The 20846-nt window shown below is 54.0% G+C and carries 18 protein-coding genes; 11 read left to right on the forward strand and 7 right to left on the reverse strand.

The window, feature by feature from the left end; genetic code table 11:
- Nucleotides 1–217: 217 nt before the first annotated feature.
- Together TALK_RS11750 and TALK_RS11755 are read left to right on the forward strand one after the other, a co-directional pair.
- A complete protein-coding gene (locus TALK_RS11750) occupies nucleotides 218–979 on the forward strand; it encodes an SDR family NAD(P)-dependent oxidoreductase (RefSeq protein ID WP_085619065.1) in 762 nt (253 codons plus the stop codon).
- Nucleotides 980–1072: 93 nt separating this feature from the next.
- Nucleotides 1073–3232 (forward strand): dihydroxy-acid dehydratase domain-containing protein, encoded by a 2160-nt coding sequence (locus tag TALK_RS11755; RefSeq protein WP_085619067.1) that lies wholly within the window; start codon nucleotides 1073–1075, stop codon nucleotides 3230–3232.
- Here TALK_RS11755 and TALK_RS11760 read toward each other — a convergent pair.
- From TALK_RS11760 to TALK_RS11775, 4 genes are read right to left on the reverse strand one after another with little or no spacing between them, the layout of a single operon-like run.
- Nucleotides 3219–3449, reverse strand: a complete 231-nt coding sequence (locus tag TALK_RS11760) for a hypothetical protein (RefSeq protein ID WP_085619069.1) — start codon at nucleotides 3447–3449, stop codon at nucleotides 3219–3221. The two genes, TALK_RS11755 and TALK_RS11760, sit on opposite strands and share 14 nt — an antisense overlap.
- Before the next feature lie 27 nt (nucleotides 3450–3476).
- Nucleotides 3477–4928 carry a TolC family protein gene (locus tag TALK_RS11765; protein WP_139833806.1) on the reverse strand — a complete coding sequence of 484 codons (1452 nt, stop codon included), beginning with the start codon at nucleotides 4926–4928 and terminating at the stop codon, nucleotides 3477–3479.
- A gap of 13 nt (nucleotides 4929–4941) precedes the next feature.
- Entirely contained in the window at nucleotides 4942–6924 is a 1983-nt protein-coding gene (locus TALK_RS11770) for a MacB family efflux pump subunit (RefSeq protein ID WP_085619074.1), read from the reverse strand.
- A 2-nt stretch (nucleotides 6925–6926) separates the two neighbouring features.
- Nucleotides 6927–8111: an efflux RND transporter periplasmic adaptor subunit gene (locus tag TALK_RS11775; RefSeq protein ID WP_085619076.1), complete on the reverse strand. Its 1185-nt coding sequence runs from the start codon at nucleotides 8109–8111 to the stop codon at nucleotides 6927–6929.
- A gap of 216 nt (nucleotides 8112–8327) precedes the next feature.
- Here TALK_RS11775 and TALK_RS11780 point away from each other — a divergent pair, with 216 nt between their 5' ends.
- From TALK_RS11780 to TALK_RS11795, 4 genes are all read left to right on the forward strand, one after another.
- Nucleotides 8328–9062, forward strand: coding sequence for a response regulator transcription factor (locus TALK_RS11780; protein WP_245829847.1), 735 nt, complete (start codon nucleotides 8328–8330; stop codon nucleotides 9060–9062).
- Nucleotides 9059–10417: a HAMP domain-containing sensor histidine kinase gene (locus tag TALK_RS11785; RefSeq protein WP_085619078.1), complete on the forward strand. Its 1359-nt coding sequence runs from the start codon at nucleotides 9059–9061 to the stop codon at nucleotides 10415–10417. Before TALK_RS11780 ends, TALK_RS11785 begins: the two co-directional genes overlap by 4 nt.
- Before the next feature lie 135 nt (nucleotides 10418–10552).
- Nucleotides 10553–11248 carry a dienelactone hydrolase family protein gene (locus TALK_RS11790; protein ID WP_085619080.1) on the forward strand — a complete coding sequence of 232 codons (696 nt, stop codon included), beginning with the start codon at nucleotides 10553–10555 and terminating at the stop codon, nucleotides 11246–11248.
- Nucleotides 11249–11424: 176 nt separating this feature from the next.
- The gene (locus tag TALK_RS11795; RefSeq protein WP_085619082.1) at nucleotides 11425–12267 is read left to right on the forward strand and encodes a fumarylacetoacetate hydrolase family protein; all 843 of its coding nucleotides are present in this window, start codon (nucleotides 11425–11427) and stop codon (nucleotides 12265–12267) included.
- Nucleotides 12268–12330: 63 nt separating this feature from the next.
- On the opposite strand, the gene TALK_RS11800 is transcribed toward TALK_RS11795, so the two are convergent.
- A complete protein-coding gene (locus TALK_RS11800) occupies nucleotides 12331–13920 on the reverse strand; it encodes an FGGY-family carbohydrate kinase (RefSeq protein ID WP_085619084.1) in 1590 nt (529 codons plus the stop codon).
- A gap of 220 nt (nucleotides 13921–14140) precedes the next feature.
- On the opposite strand from TALK_RS11800, the gene TALK_RS11805 reads away from it, so the two are divergent.
- Entirely contained in the window at nucleotides 14141–14890 is a 750-nt protein-coding gene (locus TALK_RS11805; RefSeq protein ID WP_085619086.1) for an HAD family hydrolase, read from the forward strand.
- 9 nt (nucleotides 14891–14899) lie between these two features.
- Here TALK_RS11805 and TALK_RS11810 read toward each other — a convergent pair whose 3' ends face one another.
- Nucleotides 14900–15631 carry a FadR/GntR family transcriptional regulator gene (locus tag TALK_RS11810; protein WP_085619088.1) on the reverse strand — a complete coding sequence of 244 codons (732 nt, stop codon included), beginning with the start codon at nucleotides 15629–15631 and terminating at the stop codon, nucleotides 14900–14902.
- A gap of 148 nt (nucleotides 15632–15779) precedes the next feature.
- On the opposite strand from TALK_RS11810, the gene TALK_RS11815 reads away from it, so the two are divergent.
- The 3 genes from TALK_RS11815 (at nucleotide 15780) to TALK_RS11825 (ending at nucleotide 18740) form a co-directional block, all read left to right on the forward strand.
- On the forward strand, nucleotides 15780–16766 hold the full coding sequence (locus TALK_RS11815; protein WP_245829848.1) for an aldose 1-epimerase: 987 nt from the start codon (nucleotides 15780–15782) through the stop codon (nucleotides 16764–16766).
- An 85-nt stretch (nucleotides 16767–16851) separates the two neighbouring features.
- On the forward strand, nucleotides 16852–17568 hold the full coding sequence (locus tag TALK_RS11820) for a FadR/GntR family transcriptional regulator (protein WP_085619092.1): 717 nt from the start codon (nucleotides 16852–16854) through the stop codon (nucleotides 17566–17568).
- Between the two features lie 269 nt (nucleotides 17569–17837).
- The gene (locus TALK_RS11825) at nucleotides 17838–18740 is read left to right on the forward strand and encodes an SMP-30/gluconolactonase/LRE family protein (RefSeq protein ID WP_085619094.1); all 903 of its coding nucleotides are present in this window, start codon (nucleotides 17838–17840) and stop codon (nucleotides 18738–18740) included.
- Between the two features lie 87 nt (nucleotides 18741–18827).
- Here TALK_RS11825 and TALK_RS11830 read toward each other — a convergent pair whose 3' ends face one another.
- A complete protein-coding gene (locus TALK_RS11830; protein ID WP_085619096.1) occupies nucleotides 18828–19592 on the reverse strand; it encodes a 2-keto-4-pentenoate hydratase in 765 nt (254 codons plus the stop codon).
- A gap of 287 nt (nucleotides 19593–19879) precedes the next feature.
- Between TALK_RS11830 and kdgD the strand changes: the two genes are divergently transcribed.
- Entirely contained in the window at nucleotides 19880–20806 is a 927-nt protein-coding gene (gene kdgD / locus TALK_RS11835; RefSeq protein WP_085619098.1) for a 5-dehydro-4-deoxyglucarate dehydratase, read from the forward strand.
- The last annotated feature ends 40 nt before the right edge of the window (nucleotides 20807–20846 follow it).

Consider the following 20846-nt stretch of genomic DNA (forward strand, 5'->3'; position numbering starts at 1 on the left):
GTGTCTTGCGGTAACATTTATTTTTATTGTCGAAAAAATGTTGACGCCTTCGGTCCGTCCTGTCAAATTTTTTTTAATGAACAAATTAAAAAACTCGCTTCAAAGGCTAAATCAGTCCCGTTTAACGCATTCAGGGTTGGGTTAAGGGAGTGATTGGTTTGATGCAGCGCAGCATTTAATTTGGTAACCTAAAAAATTAAAACAGGTCAGGAACGTCATGACAGCGAGTTACCACGACATCGACGGAAAATCGGTCCTTGTGACCGGCGGCGCGTCAGGGATCGGGGCGTCTATTGTTAGGGCCTTTTGTGCGCAAGGTGCGCGGGTTGGTTTTTTTGATATTGATGATGAAGCAGGTGCAAAGCTTTGTGATGAAATCGACCGCGACCTGAATGTCAGGCCGGTTTATGCGTCGCTTGATTTGCGTGATCAATTCAAGATTCCCAAGGCAATTACGGAAATGTCGGCAAAGATCGGCGTGGTCGATGTTCTGGTCAATAATGCCGCCCGTGATGATCGGCACACCCCGGCCGAAACCGGACCGGATGAATGGCGTGACAAGCTTGACGTTAATCTGAGCCATCAGTTTTTCTGTTCACGCGCGGTGGCCAAGGGCATGGCCGAAAAAGGCGGGGGCAGTATCATTAATTTCAGTTCGGTCAGTTATTTGATGGGATTGCCTGATCTGGTCGGCTATGAAACCGCCAAGGCCGGGATCATCGGTATGACGCGGGCATTGGCACGCGATTGGGGGGGCGATGGCATTCGGGTCAATACGGTTATTCCGGGCTGTATCATGACGCAGCGTCAGCTTGATCTTTGGATCACGCCCGAGGACGAAGAACGCATACAGCAACAGCAATGCGTCAAACGTCGGCTTGTCGGCGATGATGTTGCGCAGATGGTGCTTTTCCTGGCATCAGATGTTTCATCGGCGTGCAGTTCACAAAGCTTTATCGTTGATGGTGGACTTGTCTGATAGTCTGCTGGCGCGTGCATAAATACGTGCTAAAACGCCTGCTAATATCATCCCGCCATCTTGCCATCCCGCTTCCCGCAGACAGAGTCCATTATGCCCCAATCCCGATCCATCCCCAATGCAATCACCATTGACGAAAAAGCCAATCCCTATCGCGATTGTATTCAGGGGCTTGCCAATCAACCGATCACGGTGATCGGGTTGTTGCGTGATGCGGTAAATGAAAATCCCGTGGTTGTGCGGGATCGTCATTTTGTGATGCCGGAAATCCGCGATGTTGTTGGGCGTTTGGTTGAAAACCGGCCCCGGATTGCGATTATCGGCGGGGCACCGGATCATCCGGCGCATTTGCTGGATCGGCCACAGGCCTTGATGGCGGCAATCCGCATTTGGGAAAGGGGCGGGGTGCCGTTTTTGTTTCATGTGCCGGTTATTTGTGACGGCACCGCGCAGAACAATATCGGCCAAAGTTATTCGCTGGCATCGCGCAATCATACGGCGGCGGCGGTCAATATCACCTTTGAAGGGCACAGCTATCACGCGGCCTATGTGATTGCCGGATGTGACAAATCGCCCGCCGCCGTGGTGGCCGGATTGGCGTCTGCCGATCAGGCGCGTGCCTATCGCGGGGATCAGGCCCCGGTTTGGGCGGTGTTTGCGCCATCACATGTGCTTAAGGGCGGTGAAATTCCCGACGGAACGCGACGCCTGCTTGATAAAATCGCCGATGATGCCGACCGGGCCGGGCATGATGACCTTGGGTCTGATATTCGCGAAAACATGCGCTATATCTTGCAATGTACATCCGACGAAGCCTTTGCCGGATTGCTGGATCGTGCAAGGTTGCTGGGCATTGTTGATGGCAAAATGGAACGCCGGGTGCTTGACGAATTGGCCGGGGCGACCTGTGATTCCAAGGGCGGGATTTGTGCCTTTAACGGCACGGGCAATTCATCGCGCACCATGTTGGCCGCCTTTGGCCTGACGCCGCCGGAATTGGAGCTTTTGACCGATGTGCCGCCCTATGCCGCCGTAGCGGCGGGGATTGATGCGCTGTTTGGGGTGTTTAACAAACCCGAATATGCGATTAGCAATCTGTTGAAACGCAACTTTGCCAATTTTGTGCGTATTCATAATGCGACGGGTTCCAGCAGCAATATGTTGCTGCATCTGCCGTTTATGATGCGCTATGCCGGGTTTGATGTGACGGTTGATGATTATCAGAATGTCCGCCTTAACACCCCGGTGCCGGAAATATTCGCCCATAGCTTAACCGAAAATCGCGATACCTTTGTTCTGGCCCAGCAAATGGCCGAGGGCAAAAATCGCGGCATGGAAAGCATTTATCGGGTTTTGGTCGATCTTGGTGTCGCGATGGATCTGGATGCGCCGACGGTGCTTGGCAAAACATGGGGTGAACGGATTGCGGGACTTGATAACCCGGTCGATTTGTCGTTGGGTGATAAATCGGTTATCCGGGCAACGCCGATACGCGCCCGGTCCGGCGTTGATGTTTTAACCGGCAGTTTTTTTGAAAATTGTGCGGTCAAGACATCAGGGATGAGCGACCATTTGATCGAACATTTCGACGATCACGTTTTCATCGTGCGTTACTATGAAAATGAACATGTTTGTAATGCGGATTTTGCCTCGCCCGATCTGGTGACGCGGTTGATTGAAACCGATGGCGTGGATGAAGACCTTATCGCGGCCATTGTTGCGCGCAACGGCGGCAACCGGGTTGATATGGCAGCCCCCAAAGACATGCTGGCACAGGGGCATTTGTCCTTTGCCTTTGTCATTGGCGGGCAGGGGCCAGAGGCCTATGGCATGCCGGAAATGTTTTCCCCGTCGCAGAATTTGCGCCATCACCGCATTCTTGAAGCATCAAGCATGTTGATCACCGATGGGCGTTATTCCGGTGTCACCAAGGGCGCCTGCATCGGCCATATGGTGCCCGAGGCATTTGTCGGCGGCGGTATCGGCCATTTGCGTGATGGCGATGTGTTGCGGCTTGATCTGACGAAAAATACGCTGGATTGGCTGGATCGTGATGCGTTTCTTGCCGGTCGTGATGTTGCCGGAAGTCCGGTTGATGTTGCGGATCGTGCCGCCCTGTTTGCCGAACGGCAAAAACGCATGGTCGCGCGGCAATTTGATATCGCGGCCAGCAATGTGATGGATCACGTCTCGAATGCATCGCGTGGTATTGTGCCCGGTGTTGTCGATCGCCGGGCGGTTAATCCGTTATAGGAACAAATGGCGCCGGGATAAACGGGCGTTGCAGGATGATCGGTTTTTCACCTTCATCCTGCTGATCTATTTGATCAATCTGATCCATGCCCATTTGGCCGGGGTGTTCCTGTGCGGCACGACTTTCGCCCAGCAGATAGGCCGTCATGCAAAGCCCGGCCCCGGCAAGGATCAGGGCATGGCCGATATGGTGCGAAAGATGGTGATATCGCATCATCATGTTTCCTTGTTCGGGCAGGCATTGTTATGCCTCAGATGGTATTGACGGCGGTGTGTCGGGCAGGGCATTGGCCGGTGTGGCATCGCCGCCCAGGGCCTGATACAGCGTGATCAGATTGGTGATGCGATCCAACTGGTTTTCAAGAACGGATTCTTCGGCGGTACGACGGGTTTCCTGGGCATCCAGCCAATCTTGCATGGCAACCGCACCGGACCGGAACCGGGTTTCGTAAATCCGTTCGGCATTGCGCGCAGCATCAAGGGCGGCTTCAAGACGCTGGGCGCGGCGTTCATATTGCGTGCGCGCCGAAAGCGCATTTTCCACATCATTCATGGCTTCATAGGTGGTTTGGCGGAATTCGGTGATGGCCTGTTCGTATTCGGCCTCGGATACTTTGATGTTAAGTTGTCCCTGGTTCCAGTTCAGGAATGGCAGGGCTAGGCTGGCGCCCAATGTGCCAATCGGGTTTTGCAGGAAATCGCGCAACTGATCGCTGCTGGTGCCAAGCTCACCGGTCAGGGTGACGGTCGGAAGCAAGCTGGTTTTGACCGAATTCAAATCCGAAACGCTTTCTTTTAAGCGCAATTCAGCCGCACGGACATCGGGGCGGCGTGACAGCAATTCGGATGGCAGGCCCGGTGCCACATCGGGCAAGGCCCCGGATGGCAGGGTGGTGCGTGTAATGGCGATATCGCCCGGCGCACGGTCAAACAGGATCGACAGCGCATTTTTGGTTTCGGTCAGGCTTTGTTCAATCTGGGTATAATCGGCACGCTGGCTTTCAAGGTTCTGACGGGCTTCGAATAATTCCAGCGACGATGTTGATCCCGATGCATATTGCACATCGACAAGATCAAGGGTCTGCTGGGCGTAATCGATGCTGGCCTGTGCAATATCAAGGCGTTGCTGATAATAAACCGCCTGCCAGTAAAGGGTGGCAGTGGTGCCGATCAGGGAAAGAGCGGTGCTTTCGCGGTCTTCAAGCGTTGCCAGTGCTTCCCAGCGTGCAGCATCGTAATCATGGCCAAGCTTGCCCCAAAGATCGAGTTCGTAACTGATCCCGGCATTGGTGCCAAAGCTTCGCGTGCTGCCGTTATTTTCATCAAGTTGACGCGAAACAGATGTATCTGCACCTGCGGAAAGATCGGGATACAGGTCATCCTCGGCAAGGCCGGCGGTTAGCTGTGCCTTGCGGACCTTGATCGTGGCAGCCGCCAGATCATTGTTGCGTTCAAGCACGCGCGCGACCAGTTCATCAAGCTTGGCATCATCGAAATTCTGCCACCAGTTTTGGCTGTCGATGATGGGGGTTGGTGTTGTTGCGCTATCGCTTGTTGCCGTTGTTGTGGCGGCGCCATTCCAGCTGTTCTGTCCCGCTATATCGGGGCGGGAATAGCGGGTTTCGGTCAGGCTGCTGCACCCGGCAAGGGCGATCATTGACAGAATGGTGCCGGTTTTCAGAATATGCGTGATCATTTTTATTTCTCCGTCAGTCGCGCGACAGGGCATCGACCGGATCAAGCCGGGCGGCACTGCGGGCAGGCAGGAAGCCAAACGAAATCCCGATCAGGGTCGCGCAGGCAAAGGCACCAACGATTGATGTTGTCGAATAGACCATCGAAAATGAACTGCCCATCACATCGAACAGAACGCCGATGCCAAGGGCGGTCAAAACACCCAATGCGCCGCCAAGGATACAGACCAGAACGGCCTCGATCAGGAATTGACGCAAAATGTCGCTTTGACGCGCGCCAACCGCCATGCGAACGCCGATTTCACCGGTGCGTTCTGTGACCGAAACCAGCATGATATTCATAACCCCAATGCCCCCGACAATCAGCGAAATCACCGCGATTGATGAGATTAAAAGCGTCATGGTCTGGGTGGTTTTTTCGATGGTTTCACGGATGGTATCGGTGTTGATGGTAAAGAAGTCTTTTATCCCGTGTCGCTGGGTCAAAAGGCTTTCGATATTTTGCTGGGCCAGTGCGGTTTGTACATTGTCATCAATGCGCACCGTGATGCTGCTGAGGTAATTTTGCCCCAGAATACGGGTGAGCGCAGTGGTATAGGGCACCCAGATGTTCAGGCTGTCGTTATTGCCAAATGTGCTGTCTTTGGGCGCGGTGACACCGATGATGCGGACCGGCACGGTGCCAAGGAAAATGACCTGGCCCAGTGCATTTTCCCCATTGGGAAACAGTTTTTCACGGGTGTTGTCATCAATGATGGCATCCTGGGCACGTTTTTCGACAGCAAGGTTGTTAAACCAGATGCCATTGGCCATTTCATAACCGCGCACCCGGTAGTAATCCATACCGACCCCGGAAACAGCGGCATCGACTTCGATATTGCCGTAACGCAGGGTGACGGTGCTTGAAACCTTTGGCGTGACGCTGTCGACGTAATACTGGGTGGCCAGAACATTGGCATCGGCCGCGGTCAGGGTTCGGATTTGATCGGCATCACGATCACCAAAATCCTTGCCACGCATGACGTCAATTGTATTAGTCGCGATTGAGCTGATATCAGAAAGAATTCGGTCTTGTGACCCTTGGCCAAGGGCAACGACCGATACCACCGATGCAATGCCGATAATGATGCCCAGCATGGTCAGGAAAGTGCGCAGGCGATGCGCATTCATGGCAACCAGCGCCATTTTGAAGGCTTCGTTGAACCGGTCTATTTCCGCACGGATGCGCGATGATTTCTGGACAAAGGTTTCGGCAGGTTTGCGCGACGTGGAAGACGCATTTGCCTGAAATTGTTGTTCATCACGAATGATTTCGCCATCGCGGATTTCAATAATGCGTTCGGCATGGGCGGCAACATCGTGATCATGGGTGACCAGAATAACCGTATGGCCATCGCGGTGCAGATCCCGCAGCAATTCCAATGTCTGGGCACCGCTTTGGCTATCAAGTGCGCCGGTTGGTTCATCGGCCAGAATGACATCGCCGCCATTCATCAGGGCGCGCGCGATACTGACACGTTGCTGTTGTCCGCCGGAAAGTTGGCCGGGGCGGTGATGAATACGATCACCAAGTCCGACACGGGTCAGAATATCCATCGCCCGGTCGCGCCGGGTTTCGGTATCAAACCCGGCATAGATCGACGGGACTTCGACATTGCCAAGCGCGCTTAGGTCCGACAGAAGGTGATACCGCTGAAAGATAAAGCCGAAATATTCGCGCCGAAGGGCGGCCAGTTCATCGGGTTCCAGATCGCCGGTCAGACGGCCATTAACGCGATATTCCCCGCCCGTCGGGCGATCCAGACAGCCCAGAATATTCATCAGGGTCGATTTTCCCGACCCGGACGCGCCAATGATTGCGACCATTTCACCACGTTCAATGGTCAGGTTGATGCCTTTAAGAACGGCAATGCGTTCCTCGCCGGCCGGATAGTGGCGCCATAAATCACGGATTTCAATCAGCGGCGCAGTTGTTGTGTCAGGGGTGATCTGGTTCATGGCTAGAACATCCCCCCGGGACCACGACGGACCGATTGGCTTGACGCCGTGGCGCCGCTTGTCGCGCCGATCACAACATCATCAGTTTCGGAAATGCCATTTATGATTTGGGCGTCGATATTGGTGTTCAGCCCGACGGTGACAGGTTTTTCAATCGCGTCGCCTTTTTCATCAAGAACCCGCACACTATAATTGCCATTGGTGTCGGGGCCGATCAGGGCCGCAGATGGTACGATCAGGGCATTATCGACATCATTTAGGGTAATGATGACTTCGGCAGTCATCCAGACGCGCAAACGGTGGTCCGGGTTGTCGATATCAAACAGGCCGTTGTAATAGACCGCGTCATCATCGGTGTTGTCGTCATCGTCTTCGATCCCGTCCGGGGCCGGTTCGATGGCGCGCAGCGTGCTTTCATATTTGGTGGTCCGATCCCCCAGAATGGTAAAGCTGACCGGTTGACCTTCGTGTACGCGGATAACGTCAGCTTCGGATATTTCGGCCTCGACCGTCATGGTATCAAGCTGGGCCAGTTTGATGATGGTCGGGGTTGATTGCGCGGCATTGACGGTCTGGCCTTCCTTGACCGCAAGGGCAACAACGGTGCCATCCATCGGGGCGCGGATTTCGGTATAGCCAAGATCGATTTGTGCGGTGTCGAGTGCGATTTTAGCCTGATCGATTTGCGCCTTGAGGGCGGTAATTTCGGCCTTGGTCACGGCAAGGGTTGCCTCGGCGGCATCAAAATCTTCTTGTGGGGATGCGTCAAGGGCACGCATTTTTTTCTGGCGTGTGTAATCCAGTTGCGCCTGTCTCAGTTCGGCCTGTTTGGCGGCAAGCTGTGCGGTGACATTGGCCAAGGCGGCCTCGGCATCGAGCAGGTCGTTTTGTTGGGTTGATGGATCGATTTCCGCGATCATATCGCCTTCCTTGATGCGATCACCCAGATCGACATGCAAGGCGGTGATTTGCCCGGAAACCTGTGCGCCGACGCTGACCAGTTTGGATGCGGTGATTGTGCCGCTGGCCAGAACCGTATCGGCAAGATGGCCGATACGGGGTTTGGCGGTGACATAGCCGATTTTGGTTTCTGGCGGGAACAGCCAGGCTTGTGCCATCCATCCGGCAACCAATATGGCAATCAGGGCAATTACAATGTTGCGCGCAGTCTTTTGTGGTTTTGTCATCGGGCTTTCAGATCCTGAGATGAAACATGTCAGACGGCAATGCGCCGCGTGACACCCCAGACATAGCAAGTCGTTTGTCAGATGGGGGTGAGCGGGGTGAAAATGATGTGTAAGGAATGTGTAAAGTCCGGCATGGGTGCCTTTTGTTCGGGATTTTCCACGCTAGAATGTCATCATGCATATGAATGAACCCGCATTTTGAAAGATCCGCATCCTGTGACCAGAATTCTGCTTGTTGATGACGATGTCGAACTTGGCACGATGCTGGCCGAGTATCTTGAAGGCGAGGGATTTGACATCACCAATGCCTTTAACGGTCAGGACGGCCTGCGTCTGGCGCTGGACGGGGGGGCAGACGGGGCGTTTTCTGTGGTGTTGCTTGATATCATGATGCCGGGCATGGGCGGGATAGAGGTGCTGCGCGAATTGCGAACCCAAAGCCGGGTGCCGGTCATCATGTTGACCGCCAAGGGCGATGATGTGGACCGTGTGATCGGGTTGGAACTTGGTGCGGATGATTACATCCCCAAGCCCTATTACCCGCGTGAATTGGTGGCGCGCATTCGGGCGGTTTTGCGCCGTGCAGAACCGATCAATGATAGCCGCAGCAAAGGACATTCCAACGACAAGGGCGGTGAAAAGGACGATGAAGTCGTGCTTGGCAAGTTACGCCTTAATACCGCGCGCCGGGTTGCGGCATTTAATGCAATTGAAATGGAATTGACAGTTTCGGAATTCAATCTTTTGGAAGTTCTGATGCGGGCGCGGGAAAGGGCATTATCGAAAAACGAATTGTCGATGAAAGTCTTGGGCCGCCCGCGCGAGGTTTATGACCGATCAATTGACGTTCATATGAGCAACCTGCGCCAGAAACTGCAATCTGTCAGCAATGATGCCGGTTTGATCGAAACCGTGCGCGGGTTTGGCTATCGATTGAGGCAGGACATATGAGGGGCCGTTTATTTTGGAAAATCCTGATCGGGTTTTCCCTGACCTTTACGGCCATCTGGCAGGGGGTATGGTTGCTGTTCACGATTTATGGTGGCCCGCCGACCCCCTATCATATTGGGTATCTTAAGGAAACGGCACGCGGTTATATCGAAACAGCCGCGCGCATTGTCGAGGCCGAGGGACTTGGCCCGCTGGAACAGGCGATGGCCTATTGGCCGCAATCTGAACGGGATCGGCTTTCCATTGAGCCGGTGATTGATGGCGCGATGATAAATGCGGCCCCTGCGCCGGAAGACCGGGTCGAAGATATCAAGGTAAACGGCTTTTTGGCCCGTGATGCCATCAGCCCGGTCGGTTTGCTGGTGCATTTGAAATTTGATGTTGCTGATATTGTGGCCGAAATCCCCGATCGTGGACGGTTCAGCGTGCCAACCCCGCTTGTCATTGCCGGGATTATCGGCGGATTGATCTTTAGCGGTGTTTTGGCGTGGTATCTGGCCCGGCCTATCCGACAGTTGCAAGAAGGATTTGAAAGGCTTTCGACCGGTGATTTAACCTGGCGACTGGGCGAAAAGATTGGCCGCAGGCGCGATGAAATTGCCGATTTGGCACGTGATTTTGATGTGATGGCCGTGCGCCTGCAACAATTGATCGAGGCGCGGGATCGGTTGTTAAATGATGTGTCGCATGAATTGCGGTCGCCTTTGGCGCGGATGCAATTGGCCGTCGGACTGGCGCGCCAGAAACCGGACCGGATCGAGGGGTCGCTGGATCGGATCGAAAAGGAAACCGTTCGTTTGGACGAATTGGTTGGGGAACTTTTGACCCTGTCACGTGCGGAAAGCGGTGCCAGTCAAAACCAGACATGGCTTGACATCGATCATTTGCTGGGCCGGGTTGTTAGCGATGCAAGGTTCGAGGCAGATGCCACCGGGATCAAGGTGCAGACCAACCTTGCGATCAAACGCAATTGGCAGGGCGAGGTGCCGGTGGTTATCGGCAATGCCGAATTGTTGCGCCGTGCATTTGAAAATATTGTGCGCAATGCGTTGCGTCATTCGCGCGAAGGGCAGTTGGTCCGGATTTCGGCCGAGGCCGATATGGATCAAAAGGTGTTCTGCATTACGATTTCCGATCAGGGGCCGGGCATTCCGGCCGAACAATTGGAAAATATGTTTGAACCGTTTATTCGCGGTGAACCGGGGATAAATGGCATCGGGTTCGGGTTGGGGTTGTCGATTGCGCGGCGTGCGATTAAAGCCCATGGCGGCGAGATTGCCATCCATAACCGGGACGAAGGCGGATTGCATGTTCAGATCACATTGCCCTTTACCCTGCGCGTACAGGATGAATGAATGGGCCATGATCTGTGATGATTTTGTGACCGGTCCGGTCTTGGGCCTTGCGCAAACGCAATGATTTGATAACTCAACAGGAAAGCTAAAATCAGGTTTTGATATCAAACATCCGCATCCTCAAGGAGAGCCACTATGACAAACAGCCTGACCGTGACAACGCCGGACGGAAAATTTGACGCCTATGTTGCCATGCCGGCCAAACTTCCGGCACCTGTTGTGGTGGTTATTCAGGAAATATTTGGCGTAAATCCCGTGATGCGCGGCATTGCCGATGATTACGCCAAACAGGGCTATATTGCGGTGTGTCCGGATCTGTTTTGGCGGATCGAACCGGGGATTAACATCACCGACCAGACCGAAGAAGAATGGAAACAGGCGTTTGGCTATTATCAGGCATTCAATGTCGATAAGGGTGTCGAAGACATCGCAGCCACAATGGCGCAAGCGCGCAAGATTGACGGAGCCAATGGCAAGGTCGGTGTTGTTGGTTTCTGTCTTGGCGGTCTGTTGACGTTTTTGTCGGCAACGCGCACCGATGGCGATGCCTTTGCGGTCTATTACGGCGGCGGGATGGATAATTACGTCGGTGAAGCGGATAATATCAAACAGCCGGTGATCATTCATCTTGCCGGGAATGACGAATATATTCCGGCCGAGGCACAGGATGTGATCAAGGATGCGCTGGCGGATCATTCCCTGACAGAGCTTCACTTTTATCCCGGTCGGGATCATGCCTTTGCGCGTAAGGGTGGGGCGCATTACGACAAGAATGATGCTGAAACCGCCAATGCGCGTACGGCCGAATTCTTTAGGGCCAATCTGGTCTGATCAATGCCGATTAACAGCATCAAGGGTCGCAAATTTGCGGCCCTTTTTGTTTTGCAGGTTATTTTTGGGATTGATGGATCGTTGCTGGACGGTGCTTTGTTTTATTTGTATGAGGAAAGCATAACAACTGTGGCCGACCGTGCCGCAGATCAATGATATCAGGAGGATCGGATAAAATGAAATTGTTGCGTTTTGGTGTGCCGGGATCGGAAAAGCCGGGATTGCTTGATCAGGATGGCGTCATCCGTGATCTTTCGGGCGTGATTGACGATATTAATCCCGATACCATTTCCGATGCGGTTTTTGCCAAGATCGCCGCCCTTGACCCGGCCAGTCTTCCGGCAGTTTCAGGTGATCCACGCATTGGATCTTGCGTTGCCAAGCCGGGAAAATTCATATGCATCGGATTGAATTATTCCGACCATGCGGCCGAGGCCGGGATGGAAGTCCCGCCGGAACCGGTGGTGTTTTTCAAGGCAACTTCGGCGGTTTGTGGCCCGAATGATAATGTTGAAATTCCACGCGGTTCGGAAAAATCCGACTGGGAGGTTGAGCTTGGCATCGTGATTGGCAAGGAAGCCAAATACGTGACAAAGGCCGACGCCCTTGATCATGTTGCGGGGTATTGCGTGGTCAATGATATGTCCGAACGCGCCTTTCAGCTTGAACATGCCGGGCAGTGGGTAAAAGGCAAAAGCCACGATACCTTTGGTCCGATTGGGCCGTGGCTGGTGACGCGCGACGAGGTTTCTGATCCGCAAAATCTTGGCCTTTGGCTGGAGCTGAACGGCGAGCGGGTTCAGGATGGCAGCACATCGACCATGGTTTATGGTGTGGCGCATCTGATCAGCTATTTGTCGAACTTTATGAGCCTGCAACCCGGTGACGTCATCACCACCGGCACCCCGCCCGGTGTTGGTATGGGCATGAAGCCGCAACGTTTCCTGAAACCCGGTGATGTCATGGAGCTTGGCATTGAAGGGTTGGGGCGCCAGCGCCAGACGACGGTTCAGGCCTGAAGGTATAGAATGGCTGAAAATGAAAAGCCCCGCAGCAAATGCCGCGGGGCTTTTTTAAAGGGATCAGGCGTTTGCCATGGCATCAAGTTCCTGCCGATGGGCGTGAAGTTTGTGGAAAATGCCATAGCGCCGGTCATGGGCGATTTTGGCCGTTTGATCCGGGGCATGAACCGTTTCCTTGCCCGCCATTTGACGCGATGCAACGGCAAGACCGCCATCGGGATCAAGGGCGGCAGCACCGAGCATGGCCGACCCCAGCAAGACCGGTTCAGCGCAATCAGACATCACGACATTGCAGCCGGTGACATCGGCATAAAGTTTGACCAGAACCGGGCTTGCGGTATGGCCGCCACTTAGATGGATATGTTTGATGTTATATCCCGTGGCGTTTAGGGCATCGATGATATGGCGCGTGCCATAGGCAATCGCACAGGCGGTGGCCCAGTAAAGATCAAGGAAGCTTTCCTCGCCTTGGTCAAGGCTTAGCCCGGTGATAACACCCAATGCTTCGGAATCGGCCAATGGGGATCGGTTGCCGTGGAAATCGGGCAGAACATGCAGGCGCGGGGCCAGATCGGGTGTTTCCATCATGCGCGGCAAAAGCTTTTGCCCAGCCAATTTATGGGCATCGCGGCCCATGTCATGGGAAAACGGATGCATGGCGACAATATGATCAAGCAAGGCGCCCGTGGCCGACTGCCCACCTTCGTTTAGCCAAAGACCCGGTGCAATCGCGCCAAAATACGGACCCCAGACGCCTTTGATAAAGCGTGGTTCGCTTGATAGCGCCATATGGCAGGTCGATGTCCCGGCAATCATGGCAAACCGTTCATCAAGATTGCCATCAAGATATTCACCCAATGTGCCAAGCGCACCGGCATGGGCATCAATCAGGCCCGCCCCGACGACGCAATCGGTGGTCAGGCCAAGATCAAGGGCCCCCTGTTTTGACAGATTGCCGATCAGATCGCCAACGCCCAAGGCCTTGCTGTCCATCCCGATTTTGGCGGGGAAATCATCAAGCCCGACCTGATCGAGAAATTCACGATCCCATGGTGCATCCTGATGGGCCAGATAGGTCCATTTGCAGGTGACGGTGCAGCACGACCGGTCGTTGCTGTTGGTGGCGCGATAGGACAGGAAATCAGCCAGATCATAGGCGACACCCATTTTATCCCAATTCTGGCGATGATGACGTTTCAGCCACATCAATTTGGGCAATTCCATTTCGGGGGACATGGTGCCGCCGATATATTCAAGCACCTTGGCGCCGGTTTTGGTGCATTCTTCGGCCTCGCGCACGGCACGGTGATCCATCCAGACGATGACATCCCAATTATCAGCGCCGCCCGGTGTGACACCAAGCGGGCGATTATCCGTATCGCGGATGACAAGCGAGCAAGTGGCATCAAACCCAATGGCTGCGACCTGATCGGGGGCGGTATTTGATTTTGCCATGGCATCGCGAACAGACTGGCAAACGGATTGCCAGATGTTTTCCGAATCCTGTTCGACAAAGTCGGGCTTTGGCTTGTTCATGGCGATAGCATGCGCCGCACTGCCAAGCAGTTTTCCGTCTCGATCAAAGACGCCTGCGCGTGCGCTACCGGTGCCGACATCAACGCCAATGATGACTTTTTCGCTAAGCTTCATTTGATTTCCCTCCCGCGGGGCCGGTTGTTCGGGGCCATGTTTTACGGCGGTCCCGATCCCGGCTATGGGCGATTTTCACGCCTGTTTTTCACCGCAATATAATCACGTTGCAGGTAATTGAGCAAAAGTGCAGTGTTTGGTCAAATGTTCATTTTGATTGACGGCGATATTTGCGATTGTATAGGGTTTCATAATCCAATCCAACGAAGCCAGGTTTAACATGGCCCCCGGAAATGTCCGAAATAATGCCCAAAGCCCTGCATCAGCAACAATCCTGAGCGGCAAGATCGCTGTTTTGTTTGATTGTGACGGTGTTCTTGTTGACAGCGAGCCTATTTCGCTGGCGACGCTTGTGGATGTTCTTGATCATTTCGGCGCGCCGCTTGGCCAGTCGGAAGTGGCCAGGCGTTTTACCGGGCGATCCAGTGCGGCGCCCATCGAACATATTCACACCGAAACCGGGCGCGATATCACCGACGAATTCAAACCGTTCTTTTATGAACGGCTATTTGCCCGATATGATTTCGAACTTCGCAAAACACCGGAAATTGAAACCGTTCTGAAGGCGTTGAAGGATCGCAATATTGCGTTTTGCATTTCTTCAAGCAGTTCCATGCAACGCCTTGACCGCACGATGGCGGTGACCGGGCTTGGTCATTGGTTTGGCGATCAGATTTATAGTGCTGATTTTGTCGCCAATGGCAAACCTGCACCGGATCTGTTTTTATATGCGGCAAAGAAAATGGATGTTCGCCCCGAACAGGCGGTGGTGATTGAAGATTCCGTGGCCGGGGTTAAGGCCGCGGTGGCCGCAGGCATGACATGCATCGGATATGTTGGCGGCGGCCATTACGAGAAAGACCGCGATGATGCCCGAACGCGGCTTTATGATGCCGGGGCGGATATTGTTTTTGACAATATGCGCGATATTGCCGATCTGATCCGGTCGGCTGACGCGGGTGAAGGCTAAAAGGTGGTTTTATCTTTGTCGAAGCAGGCTTTGATAGCGGGCCTGACTTTGGCTTAGATGGTCGCGCATTGCCTGACGGGCAGTTTCGGCATCGCGGGCGGCAATGGCATCAAAGATGCGATGGTGTTCGGCCAGAATTTTTTGCATATAGTTTTTCTGGTCTTCGACCTCGGGCGGGCGACGGCGCAATTGCGCGCGCGGGATCGTTTTATCGCCCAGATGTTCCAGAAATTCGGCATAGCGGCGGTTATTTGTCGCGTCTGCAATGGCGCGGTGAAATTCGAAATCGGCCTTTTCGGTCGGATTGCCTTTTTCAAACTGATCGGTCATTTCCTGCAGGGCTTCGTAAATCTTGGCCTGTTGTGCGGCGGAACTGCGCGCACAGGCAAGGCCGGCGGCCTCGATCTCGACCGCCATGCGCAGTTCAAGAATTTCCAGCACATCTGAAATTTGCGCCGAATCGACGGCAAAAATTGTGTCGCCCAATTTGCGCGGGCTGGGCGCCAGCACAAACACACCGGCCCCTTGACGCGGTTCAAGCAGCCCGTCGGCCTTAAGGGCAGCGATGGCTTCGCGGACCACGGTGCGGCTGACACCGAATTGTTCGGTCAGAACCGGTTCGGTCGGCAATTTGCTGCCTGGCGTGCGCATGCCGCTTTCAATTTCGTGGCGCAGACTTGCAATGACCTTCTCGGTCAGCGTAACTTTCCGTGGCGCTTTCCGCGCAGGGGTGATGCTCATTTTCCTGCTCTGCAAATCCGGTATGATCTGAACCAGATGTTAAGAGTGGCAATTGTTAATAGTGACATACCTAACATCTTGAAATAGTCCTATTATGTTGGTGGCGCAAAGTCATCATATGATTTCTTAAGACATTAAACGAGGCGGCATGATGGGCAAACAGTCCGAAGCGGAATATCTATGGAATAGCGGCCCGTTTCGGGTTGGAATTGTCCCCCGTGGCGGGGCGATTTCGCGGATTGACTGGGTGCGTCCCGATGGCGATGGGGTGATCAACCTTTTGCGTCCGGTTGACGAATTTTCACTGACATCGGGTAACCCATCGCATTTGGGGTGCTTCCCGATGGTGCCGTTTGCCAATCGGCTTGGATATGCGCAGTTTGACTTTGATGGCAAAACCATCAATGTGCCGGCCAATCGTGCGCCGGACCCGCATGCCATCCATGGTTTTGGCATTTCAGCGGTTTGGGAAATTGAACGCCCGACAATCGATACCATCCGGTTCAGTCACAAACATGATGATCCGCAAACCGGTTTTTCCTATACCGCCTGGCAGGAAATCACAGTTGCGAACGGATCAATTTCAATTGAAATCGGCGTGCGCCATCTTGGCCGTGAACCGATGCCCTATGGGATTGGGTTGCATCCGTGGTTCCCGGCGGGCGAAGATGCATCGGTCAGTTTTATTGCCGCCGATTGCTTTGGCACCGACGACGGTAAATTGCCGACCACCCGCACGGTGATTGACCTTGGGCGGGACTTTTCCGATGGCAAAATGATCCGCCATAACAAGGGGTTGGATGTGCATTATAGCGGCTGGCACGGGGCCGTGGAAATGACATGGAAGGATCGCCAGCTTAGTCTGTTGCTGGAAGCCAGTGATACGCTTTCGAACCTGCAATTTTATATTCCGGAAAACGGCGAAACATTCTGTGTTGAACCGGTATCGCATGTGCCCAATGTTCATAATCGGCCGGAACTTAAGAAATTCGGGGATGTCAGGGTGCTGGGGTATAACGATACGATTTCTGGTACCATGACATTGACGCCCGGTCTTTTGGCGCGGTCTGATGACAGCCTTGTCGATGACGCTGAAGAACCCGTTGGGCGGCGCGATTATTCATTGGTTGATTGATTGCCGCCCCTTTACCCAGTCAGAGTTTGCCGATAAAACTTACAAGTTAGATTGACAAGATTACAAGTCGGCGGGGATGAGGCGAATGACCGGGTTGCAGCTTAAAATTCAGAAGCGCGAAAAGCTTGCAGATCAGCTTTATGGGCAGATTTTGGAGCAGATTGTATCGGGCAATCTTTCGGAAGGGGCGAAGCTGCCCTCGGAAAACGAGATTTGTGCATCTTTTGGCGTGTCGCGACCGGTTGTGCGCGAAGCGCTTCGGAAATTGCAAACCGATGGTTTGGTCTATGCCCGTCAGGGCGTTGGGTCCTTTGTTAAAAAACGCCCGCCACAGGGCTTGATCGAATTTGGCGGCATCAATGACGTTGCCGGTTTGCTGCGGTGTTTTGAAGCCCGTATTGCAATTGAGGGCGCAACAGCGCGGCTTGCCGCCGAACGGGCCAGTTTGCGCCATCACCGCGATATTGAACACGCGCTGAAGATGCTTGAAGACAGTATTGCCGCGGGTGATATCGCCGATCAGGCCGATTTCGATTTTCACATGGCGATTGCGCGTGCCAGCGGCAACGAAATCTTTGTGACCATATTGACATCCCTGCATGGGGTGATCGCCAAAAGCATGAATGTCGCGCTGAATATCACGCGCGGCGGCACGGCCGAACGGGTCAAAAAGGTTCTGTCGGAACATCGCCAGATTTTTGATGCCATTCGTGGCCAAGATGGCGACAGCGCCGAACTTTTGATGCGTTATCACCTGCATCAGGCGCGCCAGCGCGTGACGGATCATGCGCGTGAAATGTGACAGGGCATCTTGTCTGGTGGCGTAACAGGCAAAATGCATGGCGCGCGCGAGGGTGATTTCCTCCGGTATTTATTTTTGCTAAGATTTTGAATTCAGACCGTTTTTCGCTATATGATCCGGTGAGGATGTCAAGCCTTGGTATGGAGCATCACTGGGGTGTTGATCCGTTGTGCTTGTAAAATTATTTTGTAAATTTGTTGACAAGTGATCGTTGCGACCGGCACACCGTGAAGTTGTTGCGCAACACGAAAACGGATCAGGGACGGATCATGTCGGGTGAAAATTCAGCGGCGGCACAGCCCCGCCTTCTGCTTGAAGAACGCTTTGAACTGGGTGAATGCCCGAACTGGGACGGTGATAACAATCGTCTGTATTGGGGCGATATCGTTGGCAAGAAAATCCATGCGCTTGATATCGCCACCGGCCAGCGCCACAGCTGGTCATTCGAAAGCGAAGTCGGCTGTTTTGGCCTGACCGATCAGGGGCGTCTGGTCGTGGCGCTTAAAAGCGACGTTATCCTGTTTGATCCGAAAACCGGTGCCCGTGAAAAACTGGCCGAGGTTGACGGCGACAACGCCATGAGCCGGACAAATGACGGCAAAATTGGCCCGGATGGGGCGTTTTGGATCGGCACCATGGATCAGAATGCCGACAAGCAGCCGGTGGCATCACTGTATCGTGTGACCGGTGAAGGCACGGTCGAGCACAAGGTTGGCGGGATCAAGATTTCCAACGGGCTGGCATGGTCGCCCGATGGAACGAAAATGTATCATTCGGATTCACGCGGGCCCTGGGTCAATCGCTGGGATTTTGATGCGGCGACCGGCGCGATTGCCAATTGCCAGCGCTATCTGGATCTTGATGATACGCTTGGCCGCCCGGATGGCGGCGCGGTTGATGTTGAAGGCTGTTATTGGAGTGCCGGGGTATCGGCCGGGAACCTGAACCGCTTTGCGCCTGATGGCACGTTGTTGTTGTCGATCCCGATGCCCATGCCCAATCCGACCATGCCGTGCTTTGGCGGGGCGGATATGAAGACGCTTTATGTCACAAGCCACATGGAAAATTACAGTGCTGAAAAACGTGCTGAGTTCCCCGATGCGGGCAAGCTTGTGACGTTGCATGTCGATGTGCCGGGCGTTGCGGTTCATCGGTTCCGTGAAGCCGGATAGCATTGTAAAAAGTTCCAAACACAAAGGGCCATGCAGCATAAACTGCATGGCCCTTTGTCTGTTTTGGCCGGATTAACTGGTTGGTTTTCAGGCCAGTTTGATTTCGGCGCGAACCACGCCGACACCGGCAAAGATGGCTTCGATCTTGCCGTGGTCGGTTAGCGTCGGTGTTGCACAGGCACCGGTGGTGATGACATCCCCCGGTTTCAGGCTTTGGCCGCGTTTGGCAAGGAATTTGACCAGATAAACCAGCCCGCCAAACGGATCGGGCCATGCGGCCGGATCGTCGTTCTGGGCCAGAACAATATCGTTTGATCGGGTTTCAACCGCGCCATTTAAAAACGCCATATCCCGCCAACTGGCAATTTCACGCCCCAGAACCAGATAGCCGGTTGAATTCAAATCGGCCAGTGTCGCGACGGGCCCTTGTTTGATCGTAAAGCGACGGTCGGCGATTTCAATGGCCAGATGCACGCTTTGGATATGGTCCAATATCGTATCGGCGTTGGTATCGGCGTCGGGCGTGCTGGCCATGACGACGGCAATTTCGGCTTCGATATTGGGGAAATGCACGTCATTTGTGGTGATCGTGCTGTCATCGCCGATGATCCGGCCTTCCAGTAACGGGCCAACCAGCGGGCCATCAAGGCCCAGTTTTTCCTGTGCGGACCGCGTGGCAACCGAAAGTTTCCACCCGGTCTGTTTGGCGCCGGTCAGGGCAAGGGTTGCCTGCTGGACGTCATAGGCGGTGTCGAAATCGGCGGGGGTGGCATCGCCGGGCAGCGGATCAATCAATGTGTTTTGCGTGAATGCATCCGCCAAAATCCGGCTTGCCTTGGTGATATCAGTCATTCCGTGTGGTTATCCTTGTGCTTATTCGTTTGGTTTAGGGGCTTTTTCCCAGATTAACGGCGCAAATCGGCAAAGTCATCATATCAATTTCAGGGAGTCGCGACTGTTTGACGGAATTTTCAGTCGTATGATGACTTCAACCTTGTCTGGCTTCCCCTTGGAAGGGCCGGTGTTTACTGTTTTGATGCCAAACTAAAGTCGATAAGTAATATGATTGACACAATGATATGATGAATTTATAGAATCGTCATAGGTTATGTCGCAGATTATGAATTGAAGGACGTTTTATGCATTATCAGGATCTGAAAACGGCAATTGGTGCCGGGCTTCTTTCCTTCCCGGTTACGCCGTTCAAGGCGGATGGGGCGCTGGATCTCGATACCTATCGCGCCCATGTTGGCTGGCTGGCACAATACCCGGCCGCGGCCCTGTTTGCGGCGGGGGGGACGGGTGAGTTTTTCTCGCTGACACCGGCCGAAGTTGTTGAAGCCGTCCGCGTTGCCAAGAGTGTTTCGGGCGATACGCCGATCATTGCGGGCTGTGGCTATGGCACGGCGATGGCGGTTGAGCTGGCGCGTGAATGTGAAAAGGCCGGTGCCGACGGGTTGCTTTTGCTGCCGCAATACCTGATCGGGGCCAAGCAGGAAGGCATGTTTGAGCGCGTCAAGGCCGTATGCGATGCGGTCAAAATCGGTGTCATTGTCTATAACCGCGATAATGCGATCCTGGATGTCGATACGCTGGCCAGGCTTTGCGACGTTTGTCCGAACCTTGTCGGGTTCAAGGATGGGCATGGTGATATTGAACTGGTGACACGTGTTTGCATCACCATGGGGGATCGGCTTTCCTATATCGGCGGGATGCCGACAGCCGAAGTTTTTGCCAAGGCTTACAAGGCCGCCGGTGTGACGACTTATTCCTCGGCGGTTTTCAACTTCCTGCCCAAGCAGGCGCTGGAATTTTATGATGCGCTGACGCGGGATGATGATGCGACGATGAACCGCATCCTTCTCGACTTTTTCTATCCGTATCTGGCAGTGCGTGATCGCGGCAAAGGCTATGCCGTTTCGATCGTCAAGGCCGGTATGCGGGTGATTGGCCGCGATACCGGTCCGGTTCGCAGCCCGTTGACCGACCTTACCCGCGAAGAGCACGACATGCTGGCCGATGTTATCCGCAAGGCGTTTGGCGAGGACGCCTTGACGGCAGACTAGGCTGGAAATTCTGACAGGTGGTTCTGTCGGGGTGCAAACT

The sequence above is a fragment of the Thalassospira alkalitolerans genome (genome assembly GCF_002115745.1).
Classification (GTDB): Bacteria; Pseudomonadota; Alphaproteobacteria; order Rhodospirillales; family Thalassospiraceae; genus Thalassospira; species Thalassospira alkalitolerans.

Coding starts and splice junctions, on each gene's coding strand:
- TALK_RS11820 (WP_085619092.1), top strand. CDS start 16,852: ATGACCGGGTTGCAGCTTAAAATTCAGAAGCGCGAAAAGCTTGCAGAT.
- TALK_RS11750 (WP_085619065.1), top strand. CDS start 218: ATGACAGCGAGTTACCACGACATCGACGGAAAATCGGTCCTTGTGACC.
- TALK_RS11795 (WP_085619082.1), top strand. CDS start 11,425: ATGAAATTGTTGCGTTTTGGTGTGCCGGGATCGGAAAAGCCGGGATTG.
- TALK_RS11760 (WP_085619069.1), bottom strand. CDS start 3,449: ATGATGCGATATCACCATCTTTCGCACCATATCGGCCATGCCCTGATC.
- TALK_RS11805 (WP_085619086.1), top strand. CDS start 14,141: ATGGCCCCCGGAAATGTCCGAAATAATGCCCAAAGCCCTGCATCAGCA.
- TALK_RS11830 (WP_085619096.1), bottom strand. CDS start 19,592: ATGACTGATATCACCAAGGCAAGCCGGATTTTGGCGGATGCATTCACG.
- TALK_RS11755 (WP_085619067.1), top strand. CDS start 1,073: ATGCCCCAATCCCGATCCATCCCCAATGCAATCACCATTGACGAAAAA.
- TALK_RS11775 (WP_085619076.1), bottom strand. CDS start 8,111: ATGACAAAACCACAAAAGACTGCGCGCAACATTGTAATTGCCCTGATT.
- TALK_RS11770 (WP_085619074.1), bottom strand. CDS start 6,924: ATGAACCAGATCACCCCTGACACAACAACTGCGCCGCTGATTGAAATC.
- TALK_RS11810 (WP_085619088.1), bottom strand. CDS start 15,631: ATGAGCATCACCCCTGCGCGGAAAGCGCCACGGAAAGTTACGCTGACC.
- TALK_RS11815 (WP_245829848.1), top strand. CDS start 15,780: ATGATGGGCAAACAGTCCGAAGCGGAATATCTATGGAATAGCGGCCCG.
- TALK_RS11790 (WP_085619080.1), top strand. CDS start 10,553: ATGACAAACAGCCTGACCGTGACAACGCCGGACGGAAAATTTGACGCC.
- kdgD (WP_085619098.1), top strand. CDS start 19,880: ATGCATTATCAGGATCTGAAAACGGCAATTGGTGCCGGGCTTCTTTCC.
- TALK_RS11785 (WP_085619078.1), top strand. CDS start 9,059: ATGAGGGGCCGTTTATTTTGGAAAATCCTGATCGGGTTTTCCCTGACC.
- TALK_RS11800 (WP_085619084.1), bottom strand. CDS start 13,920: ATGAAGCTTAGCGAAAAAGTCATCATTGGCGTTGATGTCGGCACCGGT.
- TALK_RS11765 (WP_139833806.1), bottom strand. CDS start 4,928: ATGATCACGCATATTCTGAAAACCGGCACCATTCTGTCAATGATCGCC.
- TALK_RS11825 (WP_085619094.1), top strand. CDS start 17,838: ATGTCGGGTGAAAATTCAGCGGCGGCACAGCCCCGCCTTCTGCTTGAA.